Annotated in this window: 19 protein-coding genes and 1 pseudogene; 7 read left to right on the top strand and 13 right to left on the bottom strand. The window is 62.7% G+C overall.

What is annotated here, in order from left to right; all coding sequences use genetic code 11:
* Positions 1-151 precede the first annotated feature (151 nt).
* Positions 152-301, top strand: coding sequence for a hypothetical protein (locus ACVMIH_RS12960; RefSeq protein WP_156436402.1), 150 nt, complete (start codon positions 152-154; stop codon positions 299-301).
* A 458-nt stretch (positions 302-759) separates the two neighbouring features.
* On the opposite strand, the gene ACVMIH_RS12955 is transcribed toward ACVMIH_RS12960, so the two are convergent.
* From ACVMIH_RS12955 to ACVMIH_RS12945, 3 genes are all read right to left on the bottom strand, one after another.
* Positions 760-1,251: a hypothetical protein gene (locus ACVMIH_RS12955; protein WP_225160275.1), complete on the bottom strand. Its 492-nt coding sequence runs from the start codon at positions 1,249-1,251 to the stop codon at positions 760-762.
* A gap of 189 nt (positions 1,252-1,440) precedes the next feature.
* Positions 1,441-1,971, bottom strand: a complete 531-nt coding sequence (fabA, locus tag ACVMIH_RS12950; protein ID WP_057019113.1) for a bifunctional 3-hydroxydecanoyl-ACP dehydratase/trans-2-decenoyl-ACP isomerase — start codon at positions 1,969-1,971, stop codon at positions 1,441-1,443.
* Positions 1,972-2,004: 33 nt separating this feature from the next.
* On the bottom strand, positions 2,005-2,634 hold the full coding sequence (locus tag ACVMIH_RS12945; RefSeq protein WP_057019067.1) for a TetR/AcrR family transcriptional regulator: 630 nt from the start codon (positions 2,632-2,634) through the stop codon (positions 2,005-2,007).
* A 99-nt stretch (positions 2,635-2,733) separates the two neighbouring features.
* On the opposite strand from ACVMIH_RS12945, the gene ACVMIH_RS12940 reads away from it, so the two are divergent.
* Positions 2,734-3,072, top strand: a complete 339-nt coding sequence (locus ACVMIH_RS12940; protein ID WP_057019066.1) for a hypothetical protein — start codon at positions 2,734-2,736, stop codon at positions 3,070-3,072.
* A gap of 290 nt (positions 3,073-3,362) precedes the next feature.
* On the opposite strand, the gene ACVMIH_RS12935 is transcribed toward ACVMIH_RS12940, so the two are convergent.
* The 5 genes from ACVMIH_RS12935 to ACVMIH_RS12915 form a co-directional block, all read right to left on the bottom strand.
* Positions 3,363-3,977: a transglutaminase-like cysteine peptidase gene (locus ACVMIH_RS12935; RefSeq protein WP_026192955.1), complete on the bottom strand. Its 615-nt coding sequence runs from the start codon at positions 3,975-3,977 to the stop codon at positions 3,363-3,365.
* 333 nt (positions 3,978-4,310) lie between these two features.
* Positions 4,311-4,928: a PilZ domain-containing protein gene (locus tag ACVMIH_RS12930; RefSeq protein WP_057019065.1), complete on the bottom strand. Its 618-nt coding sequence runs from the start codon at positions 4,926-4,928 to the stop codon at positions 4,311-4,313.
* A 57-nt stretch (positions 4,929-4,985) separates the two neighbouring features.
* Positions 4,986-6,605 carry an FAD-dependent monooxygenase gene (locus ACVMIH_RS12925; RefSeq protein WP_082653942.1) on the bottom strand — a complete coding sequence of 540 codons (1,620 nt, stop codon included), beginning with the start codon at positions 6,603-6,605 and terminating at the stop codon, positions 4,986-4,988.
* 273 nt (positions 6,606-6,878) lie between these two features.
* A complete protein-coding gene (locus tag ACVMIH_RS12920) occupies positions 6,879-7,838 on the bottom strand; it encodes an acyl-CoA desaturase (protein WP_456862086.1) in 960 nt (319 codons plus the stop codon).
* Between the two features lie 161 nt (positions 7,839-7,999).
* Positions 8,000-8,677, bottom strand: a complete 678-nt coding sequence (locus tag ACVMIH_RS12915; protein WP_141343026.1) for a hypothetical protein — start codon at positions 8,675-8,677, stop codon at positions 8,000-8,002.
* An 88-nt stretch (positions 8,678-8,765) separates the two neighbouring features.
* On the opposite strand from ACVMIH_RS12915, the gene ACVMIH_RS12910 reads away from it, so the two are divergent.
* The 4 genes from ACVMIH_RS12910 to plsY all read left to right on the top strand — a co-directional run bounded on the left by ACVMIH_RS12910 (position 8,766) and on the right by plsY (position 13,867).
* Complete coding sequence (locus ACVMIH_RS12910; RefSeq protein ID WP_456862084.1) at positions 8,766-9,917, top strand: zinc-binding dehydrogenase; 1,152 nt, start codon at positions 8,766-8,768, stop codon at positions 9,915-9,917.
* Positions 9,918-10,036: 119 nt separating this feature from the next.
* Positions 10,037-11,980: a patatin-like phospholipase family protein gene (locus tag ACVMIH_RS12905; RefSeq protein ID WP_456862082.1), complete on the top strand. Its 1,944-nt coding sequence runs from the start codon at positions 10,037-10,039 to the stop codon at positions 11,978-11,980.
* Between the two features lie 58 nt (positions 11,981-12,038).
* The gene (locus tag ACVMIH_RS12900; RefSeq protein ID WP_141343029.1) at positions 12,039-13,178 is read left to right on the top strand and encodes an amidohydrolase/deacetylase family metallohydrolase; all 1,140 of its coding nucleotides are present in this window, start codon (positions 12,039-12,041) and stop codon (positions 13,176-13,178) included.
* 35 nt (positions 13,179-13,213) lie between these two features.
* A complete protein-coding gene (plsY, locus tag ACVMIH_RS12895) occupies positions 13,214-13,867 on the top strand; it encodes a glycerol-3-phosphate 1-O-acyltransferase PlsY (protein WP_076830239.1) in 654 nt (217 codons plus the stop codon).
* Positions 13,868-14,163: 296 nt separating this feature from the next.
* On the opposite strand, the gene ACVMIH_RS12890 is transcribed toward plsY, so the two are convergent.
* The 4 genes from ACVMIH_RS12890 to ACVMIH_RS12875 all read right to left on the bottom strand — a co-directional run bounded on the left by ACVMIH_RS12890 (position 14,164) and on the right by ACVMIH_RS12875 (position 18,856).
* Complete coding sequence (locus ACVMIH_RS12890) at positions 14,164-15,357, bottom strand: aspartate kinase (RefSeq protein WP_141343030.1); 1,194 nt, start codon at positions 15,355-15,357, stop codon at positions 14,164-14,166.
* 39 nt (positions 15,358-15,396) lie between these two features.
* Complete coding sequence (locus ACVMIH_RS12885) at positions 15,397-16,518, bottom strand: hypothetical protein (protein WP_456862079.1); 1,122 nt, start codon at positions 16,516-16,518, stop codon at positions 15,397-15,399.
* A 454-nt stretch (positions 16,519-16,972) separates the two neighbouring features.
* Complete coding sequence (locus tag ACVMIH_RS12880; RefSeq protein WP_057019060.1) at positions 16,973-18,361, bottom strand: alpha/beta fold hydrolase; 1,389 nt, start codon at positions 18,359-18,361, stop codon at positions 16,973-16,975.
* A gap of 261 nt (positions 18,362-18,622) precedes the next feature.
* Positions 18,623-18,856 (bottom strand): DUF1127 domain-containing protein, encoded by a 234-nt coding sequence (locus tag ACVMIH_RS12875; protein WP_057017590.1) that lies wholly within the window; start codon positions 18,854-18,856, stop codon positions 18,623-18,625.
* Between the two features lie 138 nt (positions 18,857-18,994).
* On the opposite strand from ACVMIH_RS12875, the gene ACVMIH_RS12870 reads away from it, so the two are divergent.
* Positions 18,995-20,557 carry a winged helix-turn-helix domain-containing protein gene (locus ACVMIH_RS12870; RefSeq protein WP_057017589.1) on the top strand — a complete coding sequence of 521 codons (1,563 nt, stop codon included), beginning with the start codon at positions 18,995-18,997 and terminating at the stop codon, positions 20,555-20,557.
* Positions 20,558-21,223: 666 nt separating this feature from the next.
* Here ACVMIH_RS12870 and ACVMIH_RS12865 read toward each other — a convergent pair.
* A pseudogene (locus ACVMIH_RS12865) lies at positions 21,224-22,821 on the bottom strand (ABC transporter substrate-binding protein).
* Positions 22,822-23,033: the final 212 nt, after the last annotated feature.

The raw sequence follows: 23,033 nt of genomic DNA, 5'->3' as shown, positions 1-23,033 counted from the left end.
AGTTCGCTCCGAAGGTGCGGCAAATGATGCGAACTTCGGATTCGGGACACTGGTATGCAGCTTGCACCGCCTTGCAGCAGTCCGTGCGTGAGCGCGCCGCGAAAACCAATGGTCCGGCTGCGATTGAAGCCGGGCCCAGAGGACATCCAAGATGCTGACCATTCCGGACCTGACATTGCTGCTCATGGTGGTTGTTGCGAGCCTTGCCGTTGCGCTGATCTACATGCTGCGCGAGCTCGAGCCGAAGCTTGCTCGGCTGCGACTGCGAGGTGGTCGCGTCTTGCGCGATCGCACCGAATAGGGCGGCAATTCCGTTCGCCGCGGCTTTGGCCGCGGTGACGCTGCGCATACAGAGTCGTCAGCCGAGCACGCCGTATTTCTTCAGCCGGTCTGCATCTTTCGCGCGGCGAGGGCCGCCTTCGGGATCTCGAGCCGGAGCTTTCCTGCCGGGCGGTCCCGAGCGGGATTCAAGGACCCCAAAAAACAAGGCCGTCGACGTAGTATACCGTCAACGACCTTGCCAGCCCCGGATATTGAAATCGGCTCACGCCATCCGGTCATTCGAAGATGACTCGGATTCGAAGGCCGATATGTGAACCAGTTCACAAAGTCAGGATTAATTCACGGTAACGGGCACTCATGATCGGCCGCCGCCGGCAGCCCTCGAGCGCGAAAGTTCCCCGTTAGATGATGATCTTGCTGGGGATTTGGCGCATTTTTATGGCTGGTTACCTTGGGTGGGCGGGGTCTGCGGGCGCGTCAACCACGCGACCTGTGGCGCTTCCGGTTGGCGCTACGGGTGGCCTTCGAGCGCTTGCGCGGCGCGGGCTCGGCGGCCGGCTCGTTGGCCTGCGCGCTCGCCAGCGATTGGCGCAAACCCTCGACCTGTTCGGTCAGCGCGGCGACCTGGTCGGAGAGCCTCTTGGCATCGGCCGCCTGCAAGGCGAACTGCTTGCGCATGGTCTGCAGCTGGTCCTGTACCTCCTGCAGCTGGTCGATGGATTCCTGCTGGGTCGCCTCCATGCCCTTGGTCTTTTCCACCAGGGCCTCGGAGACCTGCGCGGTCCGCGCCTGCAACTGCCGCGCGGCCACCATGCGGTCGGTCTCCGGCACGTTGCCGGTGTAGGCACGCCACAGCGCGATCGAGCCGATTCCGAACAGCACGAGCACCAGCGCCACGGCGCCGATCGCGATCGGCTGCACGCCAATCAGGCTGCTGGCTTGTGAATTCCGGGGGGCAAGTTCGACCATGCGACCAACAACCGGACATCAATTGAAAGGTTCGAAATAGCACAAACCCCGGCGCGGGCAAAACCGGGGGGTGTGTAGACCACTGCGGCAGCAGCGAAATTTGTATCATATGTTAGTTTTCGGCCGTGCTGCCCGGCCCGCTCGAGGCACGATCGGCCTCTGGCCGACCCGAACTCAACCTCCCCGAATTCAGCCTCTGGGCGCGATCAGGCCGACCCGCATGTCCTTTGCCAGATAGACGCAAGCGCCGTCTGCGAGCACCCGGCCGTCGGCGATGCCCAGCACCAGCCGGCCGCGCCTGGCCTGGCGTATGTCGACCTCATAGCGCACCAGCCTGACATCCGGCGTGATGTGCCCCCTGAACTTGACCTCGCCGACCCCGAGCGCGCGGCCCTTGCCGGGCGAGCCCGACCAGCCGAGCCAGAAGCCGATGATCTGCCACATGGCGTCGAGGCCGAGGCATCCGGGCATCACGGGGTCGGCGGCAAAGTGACAGGCGAAGAACCAGTGGTCCGGCGCAATCTCGAGTTCGCCGGCGACGTGGCCCTTGCCGAACGCGCCGCCGTCCAGGCTGATCTCGGTAATGCGGTCCATCATTAGCATCGGCGGTGCCGGCAGCTGCGCATTGCCCGGGCCGAAATAGCCGCCTTCGCTTGAGCGCAGCAGATCCAGCTTGCTGTAGGACGATTGCGGTGCGTGAAAATCGTGCGGATTGAACAAGATGGCCATCGATGTTCGGGTTCTGGCTGAAGCTTAGTTGCGGCTGCGCCGCGTGGCCCTTGGCCGCGCGGACAGGGGTTTGGCGGGTAAGCGCAGCGCGGCGGCCATGAAGGCCCAGATGTCGCCGGTCAGCCTTGCCGGATCCGGCCGTCTTTCGCTCGTGAGCGCGCCGATCAGCGCCTGGCGGATGCCGCCGATCATCAGCGCGATGGTGAGGTGAGGGTCGATGCCGCCGGGCACGATCCCGTCGCGCTGGGCCGCTTCGATCATGCGGGCGCCGGCGTCAAGCTGCCGGCCGGTGAAGGCGGTCTCGACATCGAGCACCTCGGGCGCGCGGCTGAGCGGTCCGATCACGAGGGGCGCAAACGGGTGGCCATAGTGAAAGGCGACATAGGCGCCGATCCGCTCCTTTTCCCGGTCCGCCCAGTCCGTGGCGGACAGCTTGGCACCGCCGAACGCCGCCGCATCAAGTTGTTCATAGAAGCCTTCGACCACGGCGGCGATCAGGCCGGCCTTCGATCCGAAGTGATGGTAGGCGAGCCCGACCGAGACCTGCGCCCGCCTTGCGACGGCCTGCATCTCGAGGTGCCCATGGCCCTCGATGAGCTCGGCCTGCGCTGCCGAGAGCAATCGTTCCCGTGTCCCGAGGCTCGCCGCGTCCATCGTGGGCCCATTCGCTGAATTGAATTCAATTCAATCTCGTCGATGCTAGTATGTCAAGCCGCCGACGCGGATGACAAAGCGAGCCGGTGAAGGGATGCGATGGCGTTTGCGATCAAGATCGAGATCCGAAATCCGCGGGCGAAGGTGTTCACCTTCACCGCGCAGAAGACCATGTATGGCGGCAAGCACATCGCGGCCGACGACGTCGTGTTCGTGTTCGCGAGCGAGAACGAGGGCGGCAGCGGCCTGATCGCCATCACGGTCAGACGCACCGCATCCGCGGCGCGGCTGCTCGGGCGCGACCAGCTCAAGCGCTTCAAGGATTGGGGCGATGGCCGGCCCGAGACCGAGCTGAACTTCAAGTTCTATCGCCAGGCCACCAACAAGATCGTCGGCATCTCAGACGAGACCGCGGCGCTTCTCGAGCGGTTCTTCTAGTGTCCCGAATCCGAAGTTCGCATCATTTGCCGCACCTTCGGAGCGAACTTCGGATTCGATAAGGACACTAGCAAACTTATGATTCTAGTGTGCTTTATGAATGCGAAGTTCGTGAAAGTGGCTGCTGCGAAATCGCACGAACTTCGCATTCAGCACACTAGGCGTCGATCGACGCCGCTCAAAAAAGGTGCGGCCACCCTTTGGGGGAAGGGTGGCCGCGCGCGAACCGGTCTGGGACGGGGAGGGGTGGGGATGTGACCGGATCGCGAACTCGAAATTTCCTGTTCTGCTCAGCGCGAGCTTGCCGTTGCAACTGCAGGGCGGTTGTCACCGAGCGAGACCCACACATTGGGATCGCCCTGCGACTGCCGCTTGACGAAGCGGTAGCCAGTGTCGGTCCAGGCGACGATGCTCTCGTTCTGGTTATCGAGCACGAACTCGCCCTTGTCGGTCTTCACCGTCAGCACTGCGTGGCCTTCGCCCTTCTTGTCGCGGACCACCGTGATCAACAGCGCCTCGCGGGGCCAGCCGGCGTCCATCAGCATCTTGCGCTTCAGGAGCACGTAGTCCTCGCAGTCGCCGTAACCGTCGGATGGCAACGACCATTTCTCGATCACGCCCCAATGATCCATGTCGGTCATCGGCTTGATGGATTCGTTGACCCACTTGTTGACCCGTACGAGGTCCCGCCAAGCGGTCTGCGACAACACGATGTCGCGTGGTTGCGTCGCGCCGCCGCGGCATTCGCCCGGATTGTCGGCACAGAATTCGACCCAGCCGATCGGCGAACGCGCAACGTCACCCAGGCTGGCGTAGACCACGTCGCCGGCCTTGGCCGACACGCACGTCGCAAACAGGATGGCGGCAACCGCCAAACCTTTCCCCTGTCCCCTGAACCCAAACATCGTGGCCCCCGTTCTTCTTGTTGGGACCACGTTTCGCACAAAGCTTTTGCGCCGCCGCTAAGTACGCAAAGTAGATTTGACGCGAATACTGGTAAAAGCTGCGGCGAATTCGAACTGTACTTGAATCTAATTCGCGTAAAATTTGAAACAACTGCAATTGATTCAAATTTTATGCATTAACGCGGCAAGCGCTGCGCCAGCGCGGTTTGTTGCGCCAAACGCTGGGGCCGTTAACCGCCGATTTTCATCGGGCCAAACGCGCGGAAGGCGGCCACCGGTGCACCGGTGGCCGCCTTCGCGGGCTAAAACAGGGGTCTTGAGCGCTTTTTCGCTTTACCTCGCGGTAACGCTCTCTTCGAGCGTTTCCGCCGATTGCTCGTGGACGAACTCGAGCGCGAAGCCTTCCTCGAGATTTCGCACCACGCGGGACTGTACCCGCCCGAGCATCACGAGCGATTTCAGCGGCGGGCGGTTCTCGGCAGCAATCGCAGCACCGGACAAGGAAAGGTCGATGATGCGGCAGGTCATCCGCGTGCCGTCTTCCTGGGTCAGCAGGGCGATCGGGTTGCGCGGCACGATACGGTCGTGGCGGCGATCCTCGGGCAGATTGAGGATGTCGCGGTTGGCGAGCCAGGTCAGCTGTGCGGCGAGCTTGTCGCGCTTGCGTGCGGTGGCGCCGATCGTCATCGCAAAGCCGTTGTCGATGATGCGGGTGATGCGTCCCTCGACCCGGCCGATATGGTCGAGATAGGCGATCACACGGTCGCCGACATTGCCGATGCCAGGCGCCAGCAAAGCGAGGCCGCCGGGCGACATGTTGATAATCTGGCAGGGAAACTCGCGCCGGTCGGGCAGCATGTAGCGGCCGAGCAGGTGCACCTTGACGCGCTGGAAGCGCCGCCGCTCCTCGGCTACGGGGACGATGGTAGTTTTCTTCTGTGCAAACGACATCACGACAAACCCGGCCACCGTCCATTCGGAGCCCCGACGACCCTAAGGCTGATAGGGTTAACGGGGCGTTACGGTTGAGGCGGGGAACCCGCACACGGTGCAAGAGAAGTGTGAGTGGAAGGGGCAGGGCCGCGCATCAGGTTCGCCGAACCACCGCGACATGACCTGAGCGGCTTCATCGAGGTGGGGGGCGGTGTCGGCGGCCCATGCGACGAAGCCGTCGGGGCGTACGAGCACGGCATTAAGGCCCAGCCGATCCCGCGCCTCGCATGCGACATAGCCGATCCGCCCATGCCAGCGATCGGCAAGCGTTTGCTGGGGCGCGCGCCGATCAAAGTCCAGCAGCAGGCCGCGACCATCCCTGAGCAGCTCGCCGAGCTTAGCCCCGCAGGCGAGCTCGAAGTCGGGCGCGCTGCGGCCCGCCAGCGGATGGTTGCTGCCAAGATCGTAGCGCAGCGTAACGCCCCACACGCGCTCGGCAAAGTAGGTCGCGCCGTCTGATGTCGCGATCAGGTCGCGGATGATGGCTTCGAGCGCGCGCGAACTTCGGCTTGGCCGCATCAGCGCGACCTGGGCGCGCGACCAGTCCAGCACCTGCGCGCCCACCGGATGCCGCTCACGCGAGTAGCTGTCGAGCAGGTCCACCGGTGTGTCGCCGCGGATCGTGGCCGCGAGCTTCCAGCCGAGGTTCATCGCATCGCCAAGCCCGAGATTGAGCCCCTGGCCGCCGAGCGGAGAATGAATATGCGCGGCATCGCCCGCGAGCAGCACGCGGCCCTTGCGGTAATCCGTCGCCTGACAGGCGCGATCGGTCCAGGTGGTGGCAAGCCGGAGCGCCGTCAACGTGATGTCCGTGCCGGAGACGCGGCGCAGCACCGCCTGCACGTGCTCGCGCGTGATCGGCCGGGTTCGGTGGAAGGCGCCGCCGTCGAACTCCACCATCGCGATCGTGCCGGGCCGTGCGTAGGTATACATGCCCGTCGGCGTGTAGTGACGGCCGGTGCGGAGCTTGTCCGGATCTGATATATCGACCTCGACCGAATAGCCGGTGAACTCGGGATCGGTGCCGACGAATTCAAAGCCGCCGGCCTTGCGCACCATGCTGCGGCCGCCGTCACAGCCGACCAGCCAGCGTCCGCGGAAAGTCGCGTCCCCGGCGCGAACGGTGACGTCGTCGTCCGACTGATCGAACGCATCGACACTCAGGCCGCGCCTGATCTCAACCCCCATCGCGGTTGCGCGCGCGGCGAGGGCGGATTCGAGCGCCTCCATCTCGACCGCCATGCTGGTGCCTGCCGGGCTCGGCAGACGAAACGGCCATTTCGACGTGTCGAGATCATCGTGAAAGAACTGGATGCCGGCAAAATGGCCGGCCGGGCGGCGCGGCTGTTGCATCCAATGCGCGCCATTCGATGCGCTGCTGCCCGAGCCATCTCTTGCGTGCTGTCGTGCCGCGATGTCATCCAGCATCCCGCGACGATAGAACGCCTCGATGCTGGGCGCCGAAAGGCCGCGCATACCGAAGGGCAGCCGCTTCAGCGGCGAGTGCGCCTCCGTGGCCTGCTCCAGCACCAGCACCGAGCACCTTGCGAGCCGCAGCTCGCAGGCGAGCATCAAGCCGACCGGGCCGGCACCGGCAATCACGACATCATGGGGAAGGGGGCGGCTGGCGTGCATGAACTGCTCCTTTGTCGGTGTTCGACCGGAGCGGTTCGTCGGGTTGAGAACCACACGGACGAACATTGGGCGCCTGGACTGCGTCCGGTGTTCGTCGTGGGGATCTCATGCACGAGGCAGGAGACCAGAGCTTTCGTTTTCGAAAGGTCTTTCGTTCCAGAAAGGACTTCGATCCGAAAGGACTTGGGCTTACCAAACCAAGTCTGCCTTTTCCGACGCGGCGCATATAGCTGCGTGGCGTTCGATCCGCAACGGAAGATGCGCGGCTGCGGATTACTGGAACAATGCGCGGCCGCGATGTCGCGGCGCGACCGCATCGGCGTTGCCTGGTTCGTCGACGCGGCGCGCGCCCGGGCGGGGCGCAAGATCGTCCGGCGTCTTGATGTTGCTCGCGAGTCCTGCGGCTTCGAATGCCTTGATCAACCACCAGCCGAGGTCGATCTGACTCGGCAGCAGCCCGAGCTTCGCGGAGCCGGGATAGGCGTGGTGATTGTTGTGCCAGCTTTCGCCCATGCTGATCAGGCCCGCGATGCCGACATTGTAGCCCTGAGCCGCGACGCCTTCGATGATCCAGGTCTGTCCGCCCTTGCGATGCGAGTAATGACCGATCAGCCAGTGACCGGTGACGCAGACGGCGACGCGGACGCAGATGCCCCAGACCAGCCAGCTCCACGAGCCGATCGCGAGGAACAGGATCGCCCAGGGCAATTGCTGCCACATCCAGGTCCGCTCGACGAAGGCGTAGAAACGGTCATCGGCGAGCCGCCGTTCGAGCCGGAATTCGGGCGGGTGTTTCAGCACCAGCGTGCAGTGCAGTTGCCACCACGCGTCGCGCCAGAAACCGGCGCGGTGGCAGGAGTAGTCGTGGCACGCCGTCTGGCGCTGCGCCCAGTCGCGGAAATCGTGCAACCGCACCATGCCGTAGGGGCCGGCCATCCCGACCAGCGTGCCGAGATAGACGCAGAGCCGCTCCAGCCACAGCGGACAGTCGAAGCTCGCATGGATCAGGCGGCGGTGCATGCCGACTGAATGCCCGAAGCACAGCGTGATCGCGCTGGTGATGATGAATAATGCGAACGCGCTCCACGTGAACAGCAGCGGCCCGAGGACGATCGCGACCGCGGTCATGCTGCCAAGCCACAGCGACTTCGCCGGCGCCCATCGCACGCGCCCGTCCAGCGGATCGGTGCTGGCGTCCACGAAGATTCGCTCCGAGCCGGGTTGCGGCTTCATTCCGTCACCTGAGGTTGCATCGCAGGTTGCGGTGAAGCGATCGTCGCTGTCAATCGGCCGCGCACGTCCGTCATGTCGCAGCCCATATTGGCGTCTGCGGCGGATTCACGTAGGTGACGGCGCCCGGCGGATACGGGGTGTGCGGAAGCGGCGCGGTGAGGTTATTTGGCCTCGGCGTCCATTTCCGGTTCGACAGCCGTTTCCGGTTCGACTGCCGCCGCTGGTGGTTCAACAGCCACGGCTTTCAGCATCTTTCGTTTCGCCGCGCGGACCTCAATCTGCAGCGGCGGCTGATAGGATTCGCTCGGCGGCACGAAGACGAAGGCATGGTGTCCATCGCCCTTGTTGAGCTTGAGAAGATCGTTGCGGAACTGATCGGCGACGACTTCGCCAACGAGATTGCCGTTGAAGTAGATATCGATCGCGACCCTCTTGTCGGGGTGTTGGTTGTACAGCGCCCAGCCGGAAATCCTTTTTTCGTTGACGACGTCGACATGGCCGGTGATCTCGCCATACAGACTCTCGATGCCGGCCTCGATCACCTCGAGGTCGCTCCTGTAGATCGATCTCGTCACATCGAAGCTGAAATTCGCCGTATCGACGCATTGGTCCAGCAAGCCCTGTCGATGCTCCTTCATCCGTTGCAGCGTGTCCAGTTCGCCCAACTTGACGTACATGCCGACGATACCTTCGATACCAGGATTCATGGTGTCATTCCCCGCAATGCTACCAGCCAATTCGCCCTCGGCTGCTTTCACAATCGATGCCTCCTTGCGGAAAATACTCCGCCAGGACGAGAAGCGCCTCGTTCCGCCAAGGTCTGTCATCAAGACCTTCATGACAGGCCTTCATGACATCCCAATCGTCCTGACTTAAAGTCGGCTCGGCCGAACCCGGCCCAACGACAAGGACAGGGAGAGCGAACCGATGGAGCAGATCCGCGTCTGCACGCATGATGGACCTGGAGCCAAGCCGGTAATCCGGACAGTGCCATGGCCGGAAATCGGCAAAAAGGCGGCCTTGATCAAGGTGGGTGCCTGTGGCGTTTGCGGAACCGATCTGCACATCCTGAAGGGACATTGGCCGAAGCCGTTGCCGTGGCCGTTCACGCTCGGCCATGAGCTCGGCGGCATGATCGTGGAATGCGGCGCGGAGTTCACCGAGGATTTCATGAGCAAGCCGCTGCAGGTGGGATCGAAGGTGATGATCCCGCCCTTGATGCCGTGCGGCCGCTGCTACTACTGCATCCATTATCCCGAGAGCGCCAACAAATGCCTGACGCCGGTCTATTACGGCCGCTATCTCGGTTTCGACAAGGCGCCGCACATGTGGGGCGGCTGGGCTGAATATGTCTATGTCGATCTCGACATGCTGCCCGGCACCAAGATCTACAAATTGCCCGACGACATGTCGCTGCGGCTTGGCGCGCTCTCCGAGCCTCTGACCTCCTGCATCCGCGCCTTCAACCGCGCCACCCGCGCCGGCGGCTTCAGCTGGGGCGACACGGTGGTGATCCAGGGCTCGGGGCCGATCGGCATCCTCGCGGTCGCCGCTGCGCAGGAAATGGGCGCGGGGCGCGTGATCTGCGTCGGCGCGCCGGAGGCGCCGCGCCTTGCGCTGGCGCGCAAGTTCGGCGCCGAGGCGACCGTCGATATCGAGCAGCTCAAGACGCCGGAGCAGCGCATCAAGGCGGTGCGTGACATCGTCGGCGGTTTCGGCGCCGACCTCGTCATGGACTGCTCGGGCCACCCGACCGCCGGCCCCGAGGGCATCGAGATGCTGCGCGACGGCGGCACCTATGTCGAGATGGGGCAGTTCACCGATGCCGGCTCGATCAACACCTCGTGGCACCGCATCTGCACCAAGGATCTCAACGTGCTCGGCTCCTGGGGCTTTACCGGCAACGACCTGCCGCTCGGCGTCGACATGCTCTACCGCACGCGCAACAAATATCCCTGGCTCGACATGCAGACGATCTATCCGTTCACCGAAGACGGCGTCGCCCGCGCGGTTGCCGACGCAATGGCGATGAAGACGGTGAAGTCGACCATCGTGCCGTGGCCGGAATTGGTCGGGTGAAGCAGATCGCGGATGCTGCAAATCCTGCTGCAGTGCTCCCAAGGATTTGTGTTCAGGGTGCGGCCGTTTGGGCCCTGATATCGCTCGCCGGGACGATGGCCCGGCGCTAACATCGGATCATGCATTCGAACCGTGTGCCGCCGAGCGCGACGTTTGCGTGGGGAAACGTATCCGAGGACTTCGCGCTGTTCAGAACCCTCAGCGCGGAGCAACGGCTGATCGCCTTTGGCGCAATGACCCGGCGCGACCTTGTGCGCGGCGAGCTGCTGGTCGAGCAGGGCGGCGCCTCCGACGCGCTGTTCCTGGTGCTGCATGGCGCGCTCGCGGTGTACCGGACCAGTCATCCCGAGCCGATCGCGGAACTTCGCGCCGGCGAGCTGGTCGGCGAGATCGGGTTCTTTGCCAACATCCCGCGCACGGCCAACGTGATTGCGATCCGCGACACCAGCGTGCTGGTGTTGACGCGCGCCGCCTATACGACGCTGGCGCGGGAAACGCCCGAGATCGTCGAGGCGCTGCTGGCTGCGCTCGCGCGGCGGTTTGCCACCGAGACCGCGCGCCTGTTGCCGCTCCGGGCGTCGCCGAAGGCGCGCACTGTCGCGCTGATCCCGGGCGGACGGGAACCCGTGCCTGCCGCCTTTGAGCACAGGTTGCGCGAAGGCCTTGCCGCTGCGGGTGCCGAGATCGTCGACCTCGCGCGGGTCCAGGCGATGTTTCCGGGCCGCGCGCTCGACGCATCCGAGGTCGCCGACTGGCTCAACAGGATCGAGTACGACGCGCCGCTGGTGGCCTATTTCGGTGGTCCCGACGCATCGGAGTGGGCGCGCAAAACCATCCGCCAGGCCGATCTTGTCGTGTTCGCCTGCCGTGGCCATGCGCCGACGCCCGATCTGACCGAGATCGAACGCTTCGCCTGCGCCGTGCATCCGGCGTCGACGCGGCGTCTCGTCCGGGTTCATGACGTCAGGCGCCACGAGGTCAGCGGCACCGCGGCGTGGCTGGCGCGGCTGCCCTGCTTCATGCATCATCACGTCGCGCTCGAGGACCAGCTCGACATCGACAGCCTGGTTCGCTTCCTGTGCGGTCGCGCCGTCGGATTTGTCGCCGGCGGCGGCGGCAGCCTCGGCACCGCGCATGTCGGCGTCTACAAGGCGTTTCGTGAGCGCGGCGCGATGTTCGACATCTTTGTCGGCACCAGCGTCGGCTCGGCGATGGCGGCGGGCTTTGCCAAGAACTACGACGCCGAGCATCTCGAGCGCGGCACGCATGAGATCTTCGTCTCCAGTCGCAGCTTCCGCCGCCCGACCTGGCCGCGCTACGCCTTGCTGGACCACAAGGCGTTCGATGCCGCGCTCGCCGATCAGTACGGCCACAATTGCCGGATCGAGGACTGCTGGCGGCCGTTCGCGGCGGTCGCGACCAATCTGTCGACGCACAGTCTCGAATTGATCCGCACCGGTCTGCTGTGGCACGCGGTGCGGGCGTCGAGCGCCATCCCCGGTCTGCTGCCGCCGTTCTATACAAGGGACGGCTCGATGCTGGTCGACGGATGCCTCGTCGACAACGTTCCGCTGGCGCAGATGCACCAGATGAAGAGCGGACCGAATCTGGTGGTCCATTTCGGCGACCCGGCAACCGAGATGTTCGACGTCGACTATGCCGCGCTGCCGGGGCGACTTGAGCTGCTTGCGTCGCTGCTGACGCCGTTCCGCAAGAAATTGCTTCCGGCCGCGCCGAGCGCCGTCAACGTGCTGTGGCGAAGCCTCGTTGCGCATCAGCGCTATGATACGCTGCCGACCACGCCGCTCGACATGGTGATGCGTCCCCCGACGCCCGACGGCATCGACGTCACCGATTTCGACCGCCATCAGGAAATCTTCGAATCCTCGTACCGCTGGGCCCGCGAGATCATTGCTGCCTCGGAGGCGGCGCATAATCCCGCCATTGCGGCCATCGTCGCGTCGGCCAACGAAGCGGACAAGGGATCGGACATGGTCGCCGACGAGGGCGCGGATCGCGCGACAGCGACCGCGCCGGTTTCTGAGCAGGCCCGGGTCGGTTGAGCGGCTTGCGGGCGCCGGCGAAGTCGACCATCGTGCCGGACCGAATCCGGAGAACACGATGCCTTTCGATTTGATCCTGCGCGGCGGACGGGTGATCGACCCGTCGCAGAAACTCGATGCCGTGACCGATGTCGGCTTTGCCGCGGGCAAGGTCGCTGCGCTCGGCCGTGAGTTGCAAGCCGATCCCGCCACCGAGGTCCGCGACGTCTCGGGGCTGATCGTCTCACCGGGCATCATCGACCTGCACACCCATGTCTATTGGGGCGGCACCTCGCTCGGCATCGATGCGGAGGAGTTTTGCCGCAACTCCGGCGTCACCACCTCGGTCGACACCGGCAGCGCCGGCCCCGGCAACTTTGCCGGCTTCCGCAAGCATGTGATCGAGCCGAGCCAGGTCCGTATCCTCGCCTATCTGCACGTCTCGCACGCCGGCATCTTCGGCTTCTCGGATCGCGTGATGGTCGGCGAGAGCGAGGAGCTGCGGCTGATGAATCCAATCGATGCGGCGCGCGTCGCCGACGAGAACCGCGACCTGATCGTCGGCATCAAGGTGCGGGTCGGCCTGTTCGCCTCGGGCACCTCGGGGCTGGTGCCGCTCGAGATCGCGCTCGAAGTTGCCGAGCAGGTCGGCATGCCCCTGATGGCGCATATCGACCATCCGCCGCCGAGCTATGAGGAGGTGCTCGCGCGCCTGCGTCCGGGCGACGTGCTGACCCATGCGTTCCGTCCGTTCCCCAACACGCCCGCGACCGCGCAGGGCACGGTGAAGAAGGTCGTCCTGGAGGCGCGCGAGCGCGGCGTGCTGTTCGACATCGGCCATGGCAAGGGCTCGTTCGCCTTCAAGACGGCGCGCGCGATGCTCGCCAACGGCTTCTATCCGGATACCATCTCCTCCGACATCCATCAGCTCTGCATCGACGGCCCGGCATACGACCAGGTGACGACGATGTCGAAATTCCTCTGCATGGGAATGCCGCTGCCGGACGTGATCGCGGCGTCCACCGTCAATGCCGCGATGGCGTTGCGGCGGCCGGAGCTCGGCAGCCTCAAGCCGGGCAGCGTCGGCGACGCCACGCTGCTCTCGGTCCGGCAGGGGACGTTCGACTATGTCGATGTGGTCGGCGAGCATTTAACGGGCGATCGCAAGATCGCATCCGAAGGCGTCGTGATCGGCGGACGCTGGTGGCATCCGCGTTAGGATTGATCGCCGCCGCGGGCATCGAGGTGACTGGCATGATCTTCTGGATCGCGGGTGTGGCTGGACTGGCGATCGCCTATCTGCTCGGTTCGACGCCGACGGGGTATCTGGCGGGGAAGTTGCTGAGGGGCATCGATATCCGCCAGCATGGCTCCAAATCCACCGGGGCAACGAACGTATTGCGAACCCTGGGGAAGTGGCCCGCATTGGCGGTGCTCCTTGTCGACGTGCTGAAAGGCGTAGCAGCAATCCTGTTCGCCCGCTGGTTTTATCCCTGGTTGTACACCTTGCCATCCGTCACGCCGCCGGCAGCGCTTGATCCGCAAACCTGCGTGTCCTGGGCTGTCTGCCTGGCCGGACTGGCCGTGTTGCTGGGGCACGGCCGTTCGATCTGGCTGAATTTCACCGGCGGCAAATCCGCTGCGACCGGGCTCGGCGTGTTGCTGGCGATGTCCTGGCCGGTCGGCCTCGGCGCTGCGGCGGCCTTTGGCGCTGTGGTGGCTGTCTTTCGGATTGTCTCCCTCGGCTCGATGCTGGCGGCATTGACGGCGATCGTCCTCGTCTGCGGCCTGGAGCAACCGTTGCCCTATCGCTTGCTGGTGATCGCAGGCGGCATCTACGTGATCGTACGCCATCGTGCCAACATTCAGCGGCTGCTGGCCGGCACGGAGGCGCGGCTCGGGCATTGATAAGTGGTTCGGATTTCCTCAGGGAAGGCCGGTCGATCAATCCGATGATCCGGCCTCGATCGCTCCGGAGCGAAGCCGGTACCGGTTCGCGTTAAGAAAGCACGTCAAAACAAGAGTCTAGAGCCCCGTTCCGATTCAATCGGAACGGGGAAGGCTCTAGTCGGCGACGACCGGCCCGAAAGGCTGCCATCGCTCACCGGTGAAGCGCATCATCCGGAACTCCTTCACCACGCGATAGTCGGCGCGGCTGGTATTAATGGCGAGGCCGGGCAACGTCGTCCCTTGCCAAATTTCAACTAGATCAGCGAATGCAAGGCCATGACCGCGGCCTCACGGCTCTCCACCGGAACAAAGAAGCTTACCGAATGCGATGACAAAACATACTTGTCGGCGATGATTCCGTGACGTTGCAGAATCTGAACCGCCTTGTATGGCAGGTCCGAGGAAATGCCGCCGAAGCAAGTGAGGCTGACCGAACTCAGCGTCTCGCGCTGTTTGCGCAGGTCTTTGCTCCGATCCAGTGTGCGCAGCAACGCGTCGAGTGTTTCCGAATCGCAAGTCATCATGATGCGGGTTTTTTCGGCGGTGAAAGCCGAGGCGAGGAGTTGCGGCCAAGGCAAGCCATTTTGCTGGAGATGCTGCGCGAACTTCTCAAAGCCTTGATTGAGGTCCGCCGAATCGATCTCCACATGCTCGATGCGAGCCATCGAGTTGACGGCCAGGACTTTTCCGTTCTCCATGTCTGCGACCTCCTTCATCACTTGCGTGCTGTGTCGCGCGCCGCCCCACTTTCTCAGGACCAAAGGCACGTTTTGGCTGTGGGCCAGCTCCACGCTGCGAAAGTGCAGGACTTTGGCGCCCCAGAAGCACATTTCGGATAGGGATGCGAAATCCAGCTGACGCAAGGGTTTTGCGTCCGCGACGATGCGCGGGTCAGCCGAGCAAACTCCGTCGACCTCCTTGATGATCTCGCAGCACTCCGCCTTGAGCGCCGCAGCCATGGCGACCGCGGTGGTATCGCTGCCACCTCGGCCAAGCGTCGTGATTTCCTTGGTCAGCGGGTTCACGCCCTGAAAGCCCGCCAAAACCACGATGCGTCCACGATCGAGTTCTTCGCGCACGCGAATGGGCCGCACGTCCAGAATGCGTGCGGAGGAATGGGACCCGTCGGTCATGACACCGGCCTGACTGCCGGTAAAGCTGATCGCCGGCACGCCGAGATCTGACAGCGCCATGCTCATCAAGGACATGCTGATGCGCTCGCCGGTGGTCAAGAGCATATCGAGTTCGCGGCGATTGGGGTGCGGGCTGACCTGATAGGCCATCCTGACGAGTTCATCGGTGGTCTTGCCCATCGCTGAAACGATCGCCACGACACGATGACCACGGCCATGCAAATCGGCGACACTGCTCGCGGCCGCGCGGATTCTTGCCGGTGTTTCGAGACAGACGCCTCCGTATTTTTGCACGATGATAGGATTGCTAGGCATTGTTGCCCGCGTCGTGTTGGAAGGCGCAGCTGAACCCGATCAGATCGTTCTCCCCTTCGACGCCTTTGCGGTCTTTGATCGTTTTGCCACAACCCGCACAGCGCCCCGGTCGCGCTTCTTGCGATCCGCTTCCGCGTGCTGAGCTTTCGTCCCGCCGCGGTGAGCGGCGTATTCCTTGCCGTCGATCGGCGCGACATGTGGTGGATCTCGATCGAGATACGGTCGCCCGATTCCAAAATCCGGTCCACGCGCATCGATCCATTTCCAAAGGGCCTCGGTGGAGACCCAACGCTCCGCCCGCGTCGCGCCTCTGACGCTCACGACATCGACGGCAAGCCCGTGGCCATAGCCGCCGCGGAAGCTCCCGCCATGGTATGACTTGTCGGACGCCGCCTTCAGGCCGCTCGCGATCGATTGACGGTAGTCATCGCGGAACGCGCTGGTGATGCCGGGCGCCAACCCGGCCTGCTCCGCCGCGTAGAGCGCGTGAAACAGCTTGAGTTTGAAGCTCCGATCCACCCCTCCAATCACGTAGTCGATCATCGGCATGCCCATTCGCTCCGCCGCCTTCGGATCCTTCCACGTGAAATCGTTATCGACGCGCCTGGTGAACGTCCTGGTGACAGTCACCGTCTTGCGCTTCTTCTTGACGGTCACTTTCCGCTGCTCTTGTACGCTGATGGTGTCTTGCTTCGGCGTCCGCTGGTAGAGCGCCCACAGGTACCGGTCGATGCAGATATCGACGACGAGGCACTCCTCGAAAATATCCAGGGGTCTCGCGGCCTCCTCGGTGTCACCAGACACTGGAGGCGGGCTCGCCGTCGCCGCTTGCACCGGCGATGTTTCGACCGGCAGCGTCTGCGACGAATCCGGCAAGGCAGCCACGACGATTGACTTCGGCTCGCTCGAGGTTGCTGTCGCATCAGGGGGCGTCGCCGGCACCGATTCAACCGCCATCGCCGCATCGGCGTTGGCGACAGCGTTACCCATGACGCCTGCCTGCGGCGGGGCCATCGTGTCGGACGCCGGCCCCGTTAGGGATTCTGCAGCCATCGCTGCTTCAGCATTCACTTTGCTGACGTTGTCGACTGCCGTGGCCTGTCGCGTATCAGCCAGTTCGGCGTTGGCGGCGAGAGATGGTGCGAGGTCCTCGATGGACACTGCGCCGCTGTTCCCGATGCCGGCAGAGCCGGCAAGCCAGGCAAAGAGCCAACCTGCGAGAACGACCGTCCCGCACAACTCCGGAGTCGCAATTCGCCGCGGGTTCATCACCCCGTAGCCCTCCAAAGGCTCGATCCGAGCCCTGTTGCACCGCCCAGCACGCGACGGCATCGATCATTCGGATCAAAATGGAAATGCGCAATGGGCGGAAGCCGTAGGCGCTACGCTTTTCCAGAAAGTGTTGCCCGACCGCAACGCGCGGCCGCGAGCAACCCGGCACGGCGCGTGCTGCTGCGTTCGGTGATTCACCTGCGCTCGAGCTTTGATTCCCATTTTGGGTCAAAAGCCGCCCATAGCGACCGAGCCGGGTGACTGCCGGTTCACCTCGAAGAGCCGACGTTCGCGATCGTCATGCAGACCGTCAGCTATGCGCCAAAACCGGAAGTGCTCGCATTCACCCCATTTCTAAAAATTGCCTTACCTCCTCGAGAAATTGGGCCATTCCGGGATCGTTTTCCAACAGTACGTGATTTTTGCCAGGGAGAGATACAAACCTCGAACCAGGAATAGCTGCGGCTAGGCGGCGGCCTTCTTCTATGGGCTGCATAATTTCTTCTCGGGCATGTAAGACGAGCGTGGGTACAGAAACTTCGGGCAATAGCTCAGTAATGTCGAAATTGCTCACTGTCTCGTAGTAGCGAACAGCGTTCTCTGGCGAGGTAGATTTTCGCTGCATGATGTTGAAGGCGGCTGCCTGTTCAACGGTCGCTGTCGGAGCGAGCTGTGATGTCAGCAATTGTCTGAAAGTTGGCTCATCTGAATTCCAACCCACTCGTATTAACGTTCTAGTGGCATTGTAGCGATCGAGGTCTGCTTCGGTCACGGATGGCCGCTTGCAGCGTCCGGTAGCGAAACCTCCATAGAGGATCAACTTTGATACACGGTTTGGGTAGCGGTTTGCGAAAGCCACACTGACCGCGCAGCCTTGTGAATAGCCGAAGAGTGGAAAACGTTCCAACCCGGACGCATCAACAACAGCTTTTAGATCAATCACCCAAGCATCAAGCGACATTTCACTTACGTCCCAATCGGACAAGCCGCTTCCTCGTGCGTCGTAACGAACGAGAGTGTTTCGCCTCGCAAGCTCTACCAGCATGTGGCGGTAAATTGGCAATTCCCAATCGAGCTCCAGATGGCTAAGCCAGTTTGCGGTTTTTACCAAAGGCGGCCCGGTCCCAACTCGCGAGTAAGCCAGTCGCACACCGTCAATTGATCTACAATATTGTACCTGCTGGGCCGAGGGGACGCTCCGACTAGCGTCGACCGCCTCGTTAAGTACGGCAAAATAGATGTCCACCGGTCGCTCGATATTTTTCAGTTTTTGCAGACCCCGCGACGCAAAAGAGACATCGATCTTGCGATCCACCTGATCATAGACGACAGCTGATACGCAAATTCCACCAGGGTCACAAATACCTTCCAATCGCGCGGCGATGTTTACACCGTCCCCGAAAATGTCGTTGTCATCGAATATGATGTCACCAACGTGGATGCCTATACGAAATTCGATACGCCGATCCTGTGGCCCATTAGGATTATGCTCAGCCATGCTACGTTGGATTTCAACTGCACTGCGGATCGCATCGACTGAGCTGCCAAACTCAACCAACATACCGTCGCCGGTCGTCTTGACGATACGGCCTCGGTGAGAAGCTATAGACGGATCAACGATCACTTTTCTGACGGTCTTTAAGCCGGCGAGCGTCCCTTCCTCGTCAATTCCCATCAGGCGGCTGTACCCAGCAACATCCGCCGCCAGCACGGCCGCCAGCCGTCGTTCCATCCGTTCGCCCGTCAAGGACTTGCTCCCAGATTGGTGATTTCGGCATCAAAGCATATTGGGTTGGCGTCGGGCTAGGTCCCATATCGGCTGTGGGTCAAAAGCCGTCCACGGCGGCCGAGCCAAGGGACTTCCGGTTACTCTCGAAGAGCCGACCTTCCCGGTGGTCATGCAGACCGTCAGCTTAGGGGCCAAAAGCCGACTTCATCGACTTTCCCCGGCAGATCTAAGGCAGCATCGCCCCGTCCGGCCAAACTAGGGCAGCTATAATGTGAAACGCGGATCGGCTGAGAGCGCCGATCGGGCGACGTAGTCGAGTTCGCCCCGTGCAATCCCGATATCCATCAACTCTCTGTCGCTCAGATCATCCAGCGCAGCACGCAGCCTCTCGCGTTTGCGCCACTCACGAAATGCATTCCAATATGCCTCGAGGGGACTGTAAAACTGCCGCCTTGCCGTTGCTGGTCCAAACTCACTGGTTCCGTGGATGGTGTTCATTGGAATGTCCAGGTTGGTCTATTTCTGCCAAGCGAGATTGCGGGCACATCCCCTGGCGCGCTTAACAGTTGGCTTACATTTCCCTTACGGGCAGCTTATTCTTGGGGTTTCAGAGGTGGCCGCGAGAGGGAATGCAGCTTGCGTTTTCTTTTTGAGGATTACGCATTGGATACCGACAGGCGCGAACTGCAGCGCGCAACGGAAGAGGTCGTTGTCGCACCCCAAGTATTCGACCTGATTGAATACCTGATCCGGAACAGGGAGCGCGTCGTCAGCAAAGACGACCTCGTCGGCGCCGTTTGGAAGGGGCGCGTCGTCTCGGATGCCGCGCTAACGACTCGCCTGAACGCCGCCCGGAGCGCAATCGGCGACACGGGCGAGAAACAGCACTTGATCAAAACATTGCCGCGCAAAGGTTTCCGCTTCGTTGGCGCAGTGAAGGAAGACCGGAGGCCCGCAAATGAGACGATTGGCCCAATTGAGCGAACCGGCGAAGCGCCGCCGCGCCTATCCATCGTCGTGCTACCCTTCGCGAACCTGAGCGGTGATCGTGAGCAGGACTATTTCGCGGACGGTATAACCGAGAGTCTGACCACGGACCTGTCGCGCATCGGTGGTTCATTCGTAATGGCACAGAACAGCGCCGTCTCATACAAGGGCAGAGCTGTCGATGTCCGCCAAGTCGGCCGCGAATTGAATGTTCGCTACGTGCTCGAAGGCTCAGTGCAACGCAGCGGCAAGCGACTTCGGATGAATGTTCAGCTGATCGATGCCAGGAGCGGCCAGCATCTTTGGGCCGATCGCTTCGAGAAGCCTGTCGTCGACCTGTTCGATATGCAGGACGAAATCGTGTCGAGGCTCGCCGGTGCATTAGGTGCCCAGCTCATCGAGGCTGAGGCGCGACGAGCCGAGCGTACGCTGCATCCCGATGCGATGGACTTGTACTTCCAGGGCCGGGCCTGGTTCATGAAGGGGATTAGCCTTGAATGCGTGACGCAAGCGCGGGGCTTCTTCGAACGCTCGCTGGAGTTCGATCCCGGCAACGTCGAAGCAATGATTGGTCTGGCAAATGTTGATACGGTAGTTGGAGGTAGCTTTACGACGGATGATGGGCCCGCGCGGCTTGCGGCGGCCGAGGCGATGATGAACAAGGTATTGTCGATTAGGCCGAACAGTGCCTCAGCCCACATGGCTCGGGGTTGGGTCCAGACCTTTACGAACCGGGCCGCCCAAGGCATCCGTGAGTTCGAACATGCGTTGGCGCTGGCTCCGAATTTGGTCCACGCTCATGCTGCCCTTGGTTTCGCCAAATCCTACATAGGTCGCGCTACCGAGACCGAAGGCCATATACTCGAAGCTTTACGGCTCTCTCCTCGCGACGTTTTCGCTTACCAGTGGGCGTGTTTTGCGGGCGTGGCCAAGCTGCTGCTTGGTTCAGACGTCGAAGCCGTCAGTTGGCTGCGACGAAGCACCGAGGCGAACCGTAACTTTCATCTCGCTCATATATCGCTCGCCGCTGCCTTGGCCTTGACCGGCGCGCTCGATGAGGCGCGAACTGCTGCGAGAACGGGACTTGCGCTCAACTCAGGTTTCACCATTCGTCGCTTGCTCGCAGCTCAACAAAGCGACAATCCAATTTACCTTGCCGGGCTGCAGCGCTTGTGTGAAGGCTGGCGCCTCGCTGGCGTGCCGGAAGGGTGATGAGCGCTTCGGGCCGACTTCGGTGCTTTACTGCCCTACGTCGGCTTTGGGCTCAAAGTGCGACATCTGGGCCTTCGGGGCCGGTATCAGTTGTACTCTCGTATCCGGACATCTCCGCGATGGCCCGGAGGTCAGGAACGATGACAGAAGCCGACATCTGAGCTGGCCTTCGGCACGTCTGCGTTGGTTGGCTGGACAATCGAACTACCCACCAAGCGAACGGAAACTCAATTCCTAGTTGCTTTCGAGCTCCTGTAGTCGACAACGGAGTTCGTTGTCGACAGTTGCTGCATAACGGCTGTCACTTTGATACCAGTCGGGAGCAAAGTCGGTGCATCGTAGTCTCATCTCGATCGCCTTGTGGCTATTCTTCTGCATGTCTACTGCAAGGCTGCTTCGAGAAAACGGACTGGAATAGGACGAGCTATCCTTTCGCGTGTGGGAGCGCGCGCTGAACGAGGATAAGACGACGACGCACATGCAAGAGGCGTTTGCGCGATTTCGGAATATTGGAAATATATCCCTGAGTTGCCCGACGTGTCAAGTTGCCTTGTCGAACGCCGGCAGCCGCCAGCTCCTTTGCATGGGGTTGTTTTCGATATTTTGGCCGCGCGCAGCTGCGGCGGTCGCTTGGGGGCGAAGGGGGTCTGCGGACAAGCCGATTGCTTATTCGGTCTTGTCGACGTTCCAGAACACCGGCGGCGCCGGGCCTTCCAGCACGCCGGTGAGCGATTTGCGCCAGGCGCTCGGCAAGCGGAACTGGCCGAGCGGGATATAGATCACCTGCTCGTAGGCTTGCTTTTGAATCTCGACCGCGACCTTCTTCTGCTCTTCAGGGGAGGTGGCGCGCGCATAGGCGTCGCGCATCTGCTCGAGCTTGGCGTCTTCGGGCCAGCCGAACCAGGCCCGCTTGCCGTTCGCGGCGATCTGGTTGTTGACGATCGGGTTCATCACCTCGGTCGCGCCGGTGAAGGTGAAGAACAGGTTCCAGCCGCCTTCCTTGGGCGGCTTCTGGCTGGCGCGGCGGCTCACCACGGTCTGCCAGTCCGTCACCTGCGCGTCGACGTTGAAGCCGGCCGCGCGCGCAACAGCTGCGCCGCGACCGTCGGCGGCCCTTTCAGCGTCTGCACGTCGCCGGGGATCATGATCACGACGGGCGTGCCGTCGTAGCCCGAGGCGGCCAGCGCCTTCTTCGCCTCGGCCATGCCGTTGCCCTTGATCAGCGTCTCGGCGCCGGCGTCGCTGGCGAGCGGCGTGTCGCAGGCGAAATAGGAGCCGCAGATCTCGTAATATTTCGCGTTGCCGACGGTGGCGTCGAGCACGTCCTTCTGGTTCATCGCCAGGAATGCGGCGCGGCGGACCTTGGCGTTGTCGAATGGCGGGTGCAGGAAATTCATCCGGCCCTCGATCTGGAAGCCGAACTTGTTCAGCACGGCCACGGTGAGGTCGGAGTTCGCCTCCAGCACCGGCAGCAGGTCGACCGACGGCTGTTCCAGGAAGTCGATCTCGCCGGATTGCAGCGCGTTGATTGCGGTCTGCGCGTCGGGCATCGTGACCCATTCGACGCGATCGACCTTCGCGACCTTGCCGCCCGACAGCCAATCCGGCTTGTCCGTGCGCGGCACGTAGTCGGCGTTGCGCTCATAGACGGCCTTCACGCCCGGCTGGAATTCGGCGCTCACGAACTTGAACGGCCCGCAACCGATCTGCTCGGCGATCTGCTTGCCCGGCTGCGTCTCCGCGAGCCGCTTCGGCATCATGAAGGCGACGTAGGAGGAGGGCTTTGCCAGCGACTCCAGCACGAGGCCGTACGGTTCCTTGAGCTTGAGCACGATCGTCTTCGGCCCGCTCGCCTCGAGGGAAGCGGTGAATTCGGCCAGCTTCTGCGCCATGCCGTCGACGGCGGTCCAGCGCTTCAGCGAGGCGATGCAGTCCTCCGCGGTGACGGGCGCGCCGTCATGCCATTTCAGGCCGTCGCGCAGCGTGAAGGTGTAGGTGAGCTTGTCGTCCGAGATCGTCCACTCCGCCATTTGCGGGCGGACCTTGAAGCTCGAATCGATGCCGAGCAGCGTGTCGTAGACCATGTAGCCATGGTCGCGGGTGATGTAGGCGGTGGTGAAACCGGGATCGATGATGCGCAGGTCCGAATGCATCACGGCGGTGATGGTCTTGCCCTTGCTCGCGGCAAGGGCGCGCGATGACAGGATGGCTGGCGGTACGCCGGCCGCAAGCTTGAGGAGCGTTCTGCGCGAAACTTCGACCATTCGCCGTCTCCCGATCTGCCCTTGCGCCGGCATGCTTCACTAATCCGTTGTTGAAAGCAAGCAAGAGCCGCGCCATCGCGTTTGGTCCGGTTGCGAGGTTGCGCAGCCGTGTGCGCTCGCTGCTTGAGCACGTCGCCGAGCAGGCGTTGGTTCCGGGCTTCGCCGCTCGGCACGTCCCGACGAGGTTGAGGAGGACTTAACCGGCTGCTGAC

It is taken from the genome of Bradyrhizobium sp. USDA 4503 (assembly GCF_054055815.1).
This window is presented reverse-complemented; position numbering and strand designations above follow the sequence as displayed.

Bases quoted from the DNA above. Each gene is read 5' to 3' on its own strand.
- ACVMIH_RS12960 (WP_156436402.1), top strand. From the start codon at position 152: ATGCTGACCATTCCGGACCTGACATTGCTGCTCATGGTGGTTGTTGCG.
- ACVMIH_RS12955 (WP_225160275.1), bottom strand. From the start codon at position 1,251: ATGGTCGAACTTGCCCCCCGGAATTCACAAGCCAGCAGCCTGATTGGC.
- ACVMIH_RS12945 (WP_057019067.1), bottom strand. From the start codon at position 2,634: ATGGACGCGGCGAGCCTCGGGACACGGGAACGATTGCTCTCGGCAGCG.
- ACVMIH_RS12940 (WP_057019066.1), top strand. From the start codon at position 2,734: ATGGCGTTTGCGATCAAGATCGAGATCCGAAATCCGCGGGCGAAGGTG.
- ACVMIH_RS12935 (WP_026192955.1), bottom strand. From the start codon at position 3,977: ATGTTTGGGTTCAGGGGACAGGGGAAAGGTTTGGCGGTTGCCGCCATC.
- ACVMIH_RS12930 (WP_057019065.1), bottom strand. From the start codon at position 4,928: ATGTCGTTTGCACAGAAGAAAACTACCATCGTCCCCGTAGCCGAGGAG.
- ACVMIH_RS12925 (WP_082653942.1), bottom strand. From the start codon at position 6,605: ATGCACGCCAGCCGCCCCCTTCCCCATGATGTCGTGATTGCCGGTGCC.
- ACVMIH_RS12920 (WP_456862086.1), bottom strand. From the start codon at position 7,838: ATGAAGCCGCAACCCGGCTCGGAGCGAATCTTCGTGGACGCCAGCACC.
- ACVMIH_RS12915 (WP_141343026.1), bottom strand. From the start codon at position 8,677: ATGAAGGTCTTGATGACAGACCTTGGCGGAACGAGGCGCTTCTCGTCC.
- ACVMIH_RS12910 (WP_456862084.1), top strand. From the start codon at position 8,766: ATGGAGCAGATCCGCGTCTGCACGCATGATGGACCTGGAGCCAAGCCG.
- ACVMIH_RS12905 (WP_456862082.1), top strand. From the start codon at position 10,037: ATGCATTCGAACCGTGTGCCGCCGAGCGCGACGTTTGCGTGGGGAAAC.
- ACVMIH_RS12900 (WP_141343029.1), top strand. From the start codon at position 12,039: ATGCCTTTCGATTTGATCCTGCGCGGCGGACGGGTGATCGACCCGTCG.
- plsY (WP_076830239.1), top strand. From the start codon at position 13,214: ATGATCTTCTGGATCGCGGGTGTGGCTGGACTGGCGATCGCCTATCTG.
- ACVMIH_RS12890 (WP_141343030.1), bottom strand. From the start codon at position 15,357: ATGCCTAGCAATCCTATCATCGTGCAAAAATACGGAGGCGTCTGTCTC.
- ACVMIH_RS12880 (WP_057019060.1), bottom strand. From the start codon at position 18,361: ATGGAACGACGGCTGGCGGCCGTGCTGGCGGCGGATGTTGCTGGGTAC.
- ACVMIH_RS12875 (WP_057017590.1), bottom strand. From the start codon at position 18,856: ATGAACACCATCCACGGAACCAGTGAGTTTGGACCAGCAACGGCAAGG.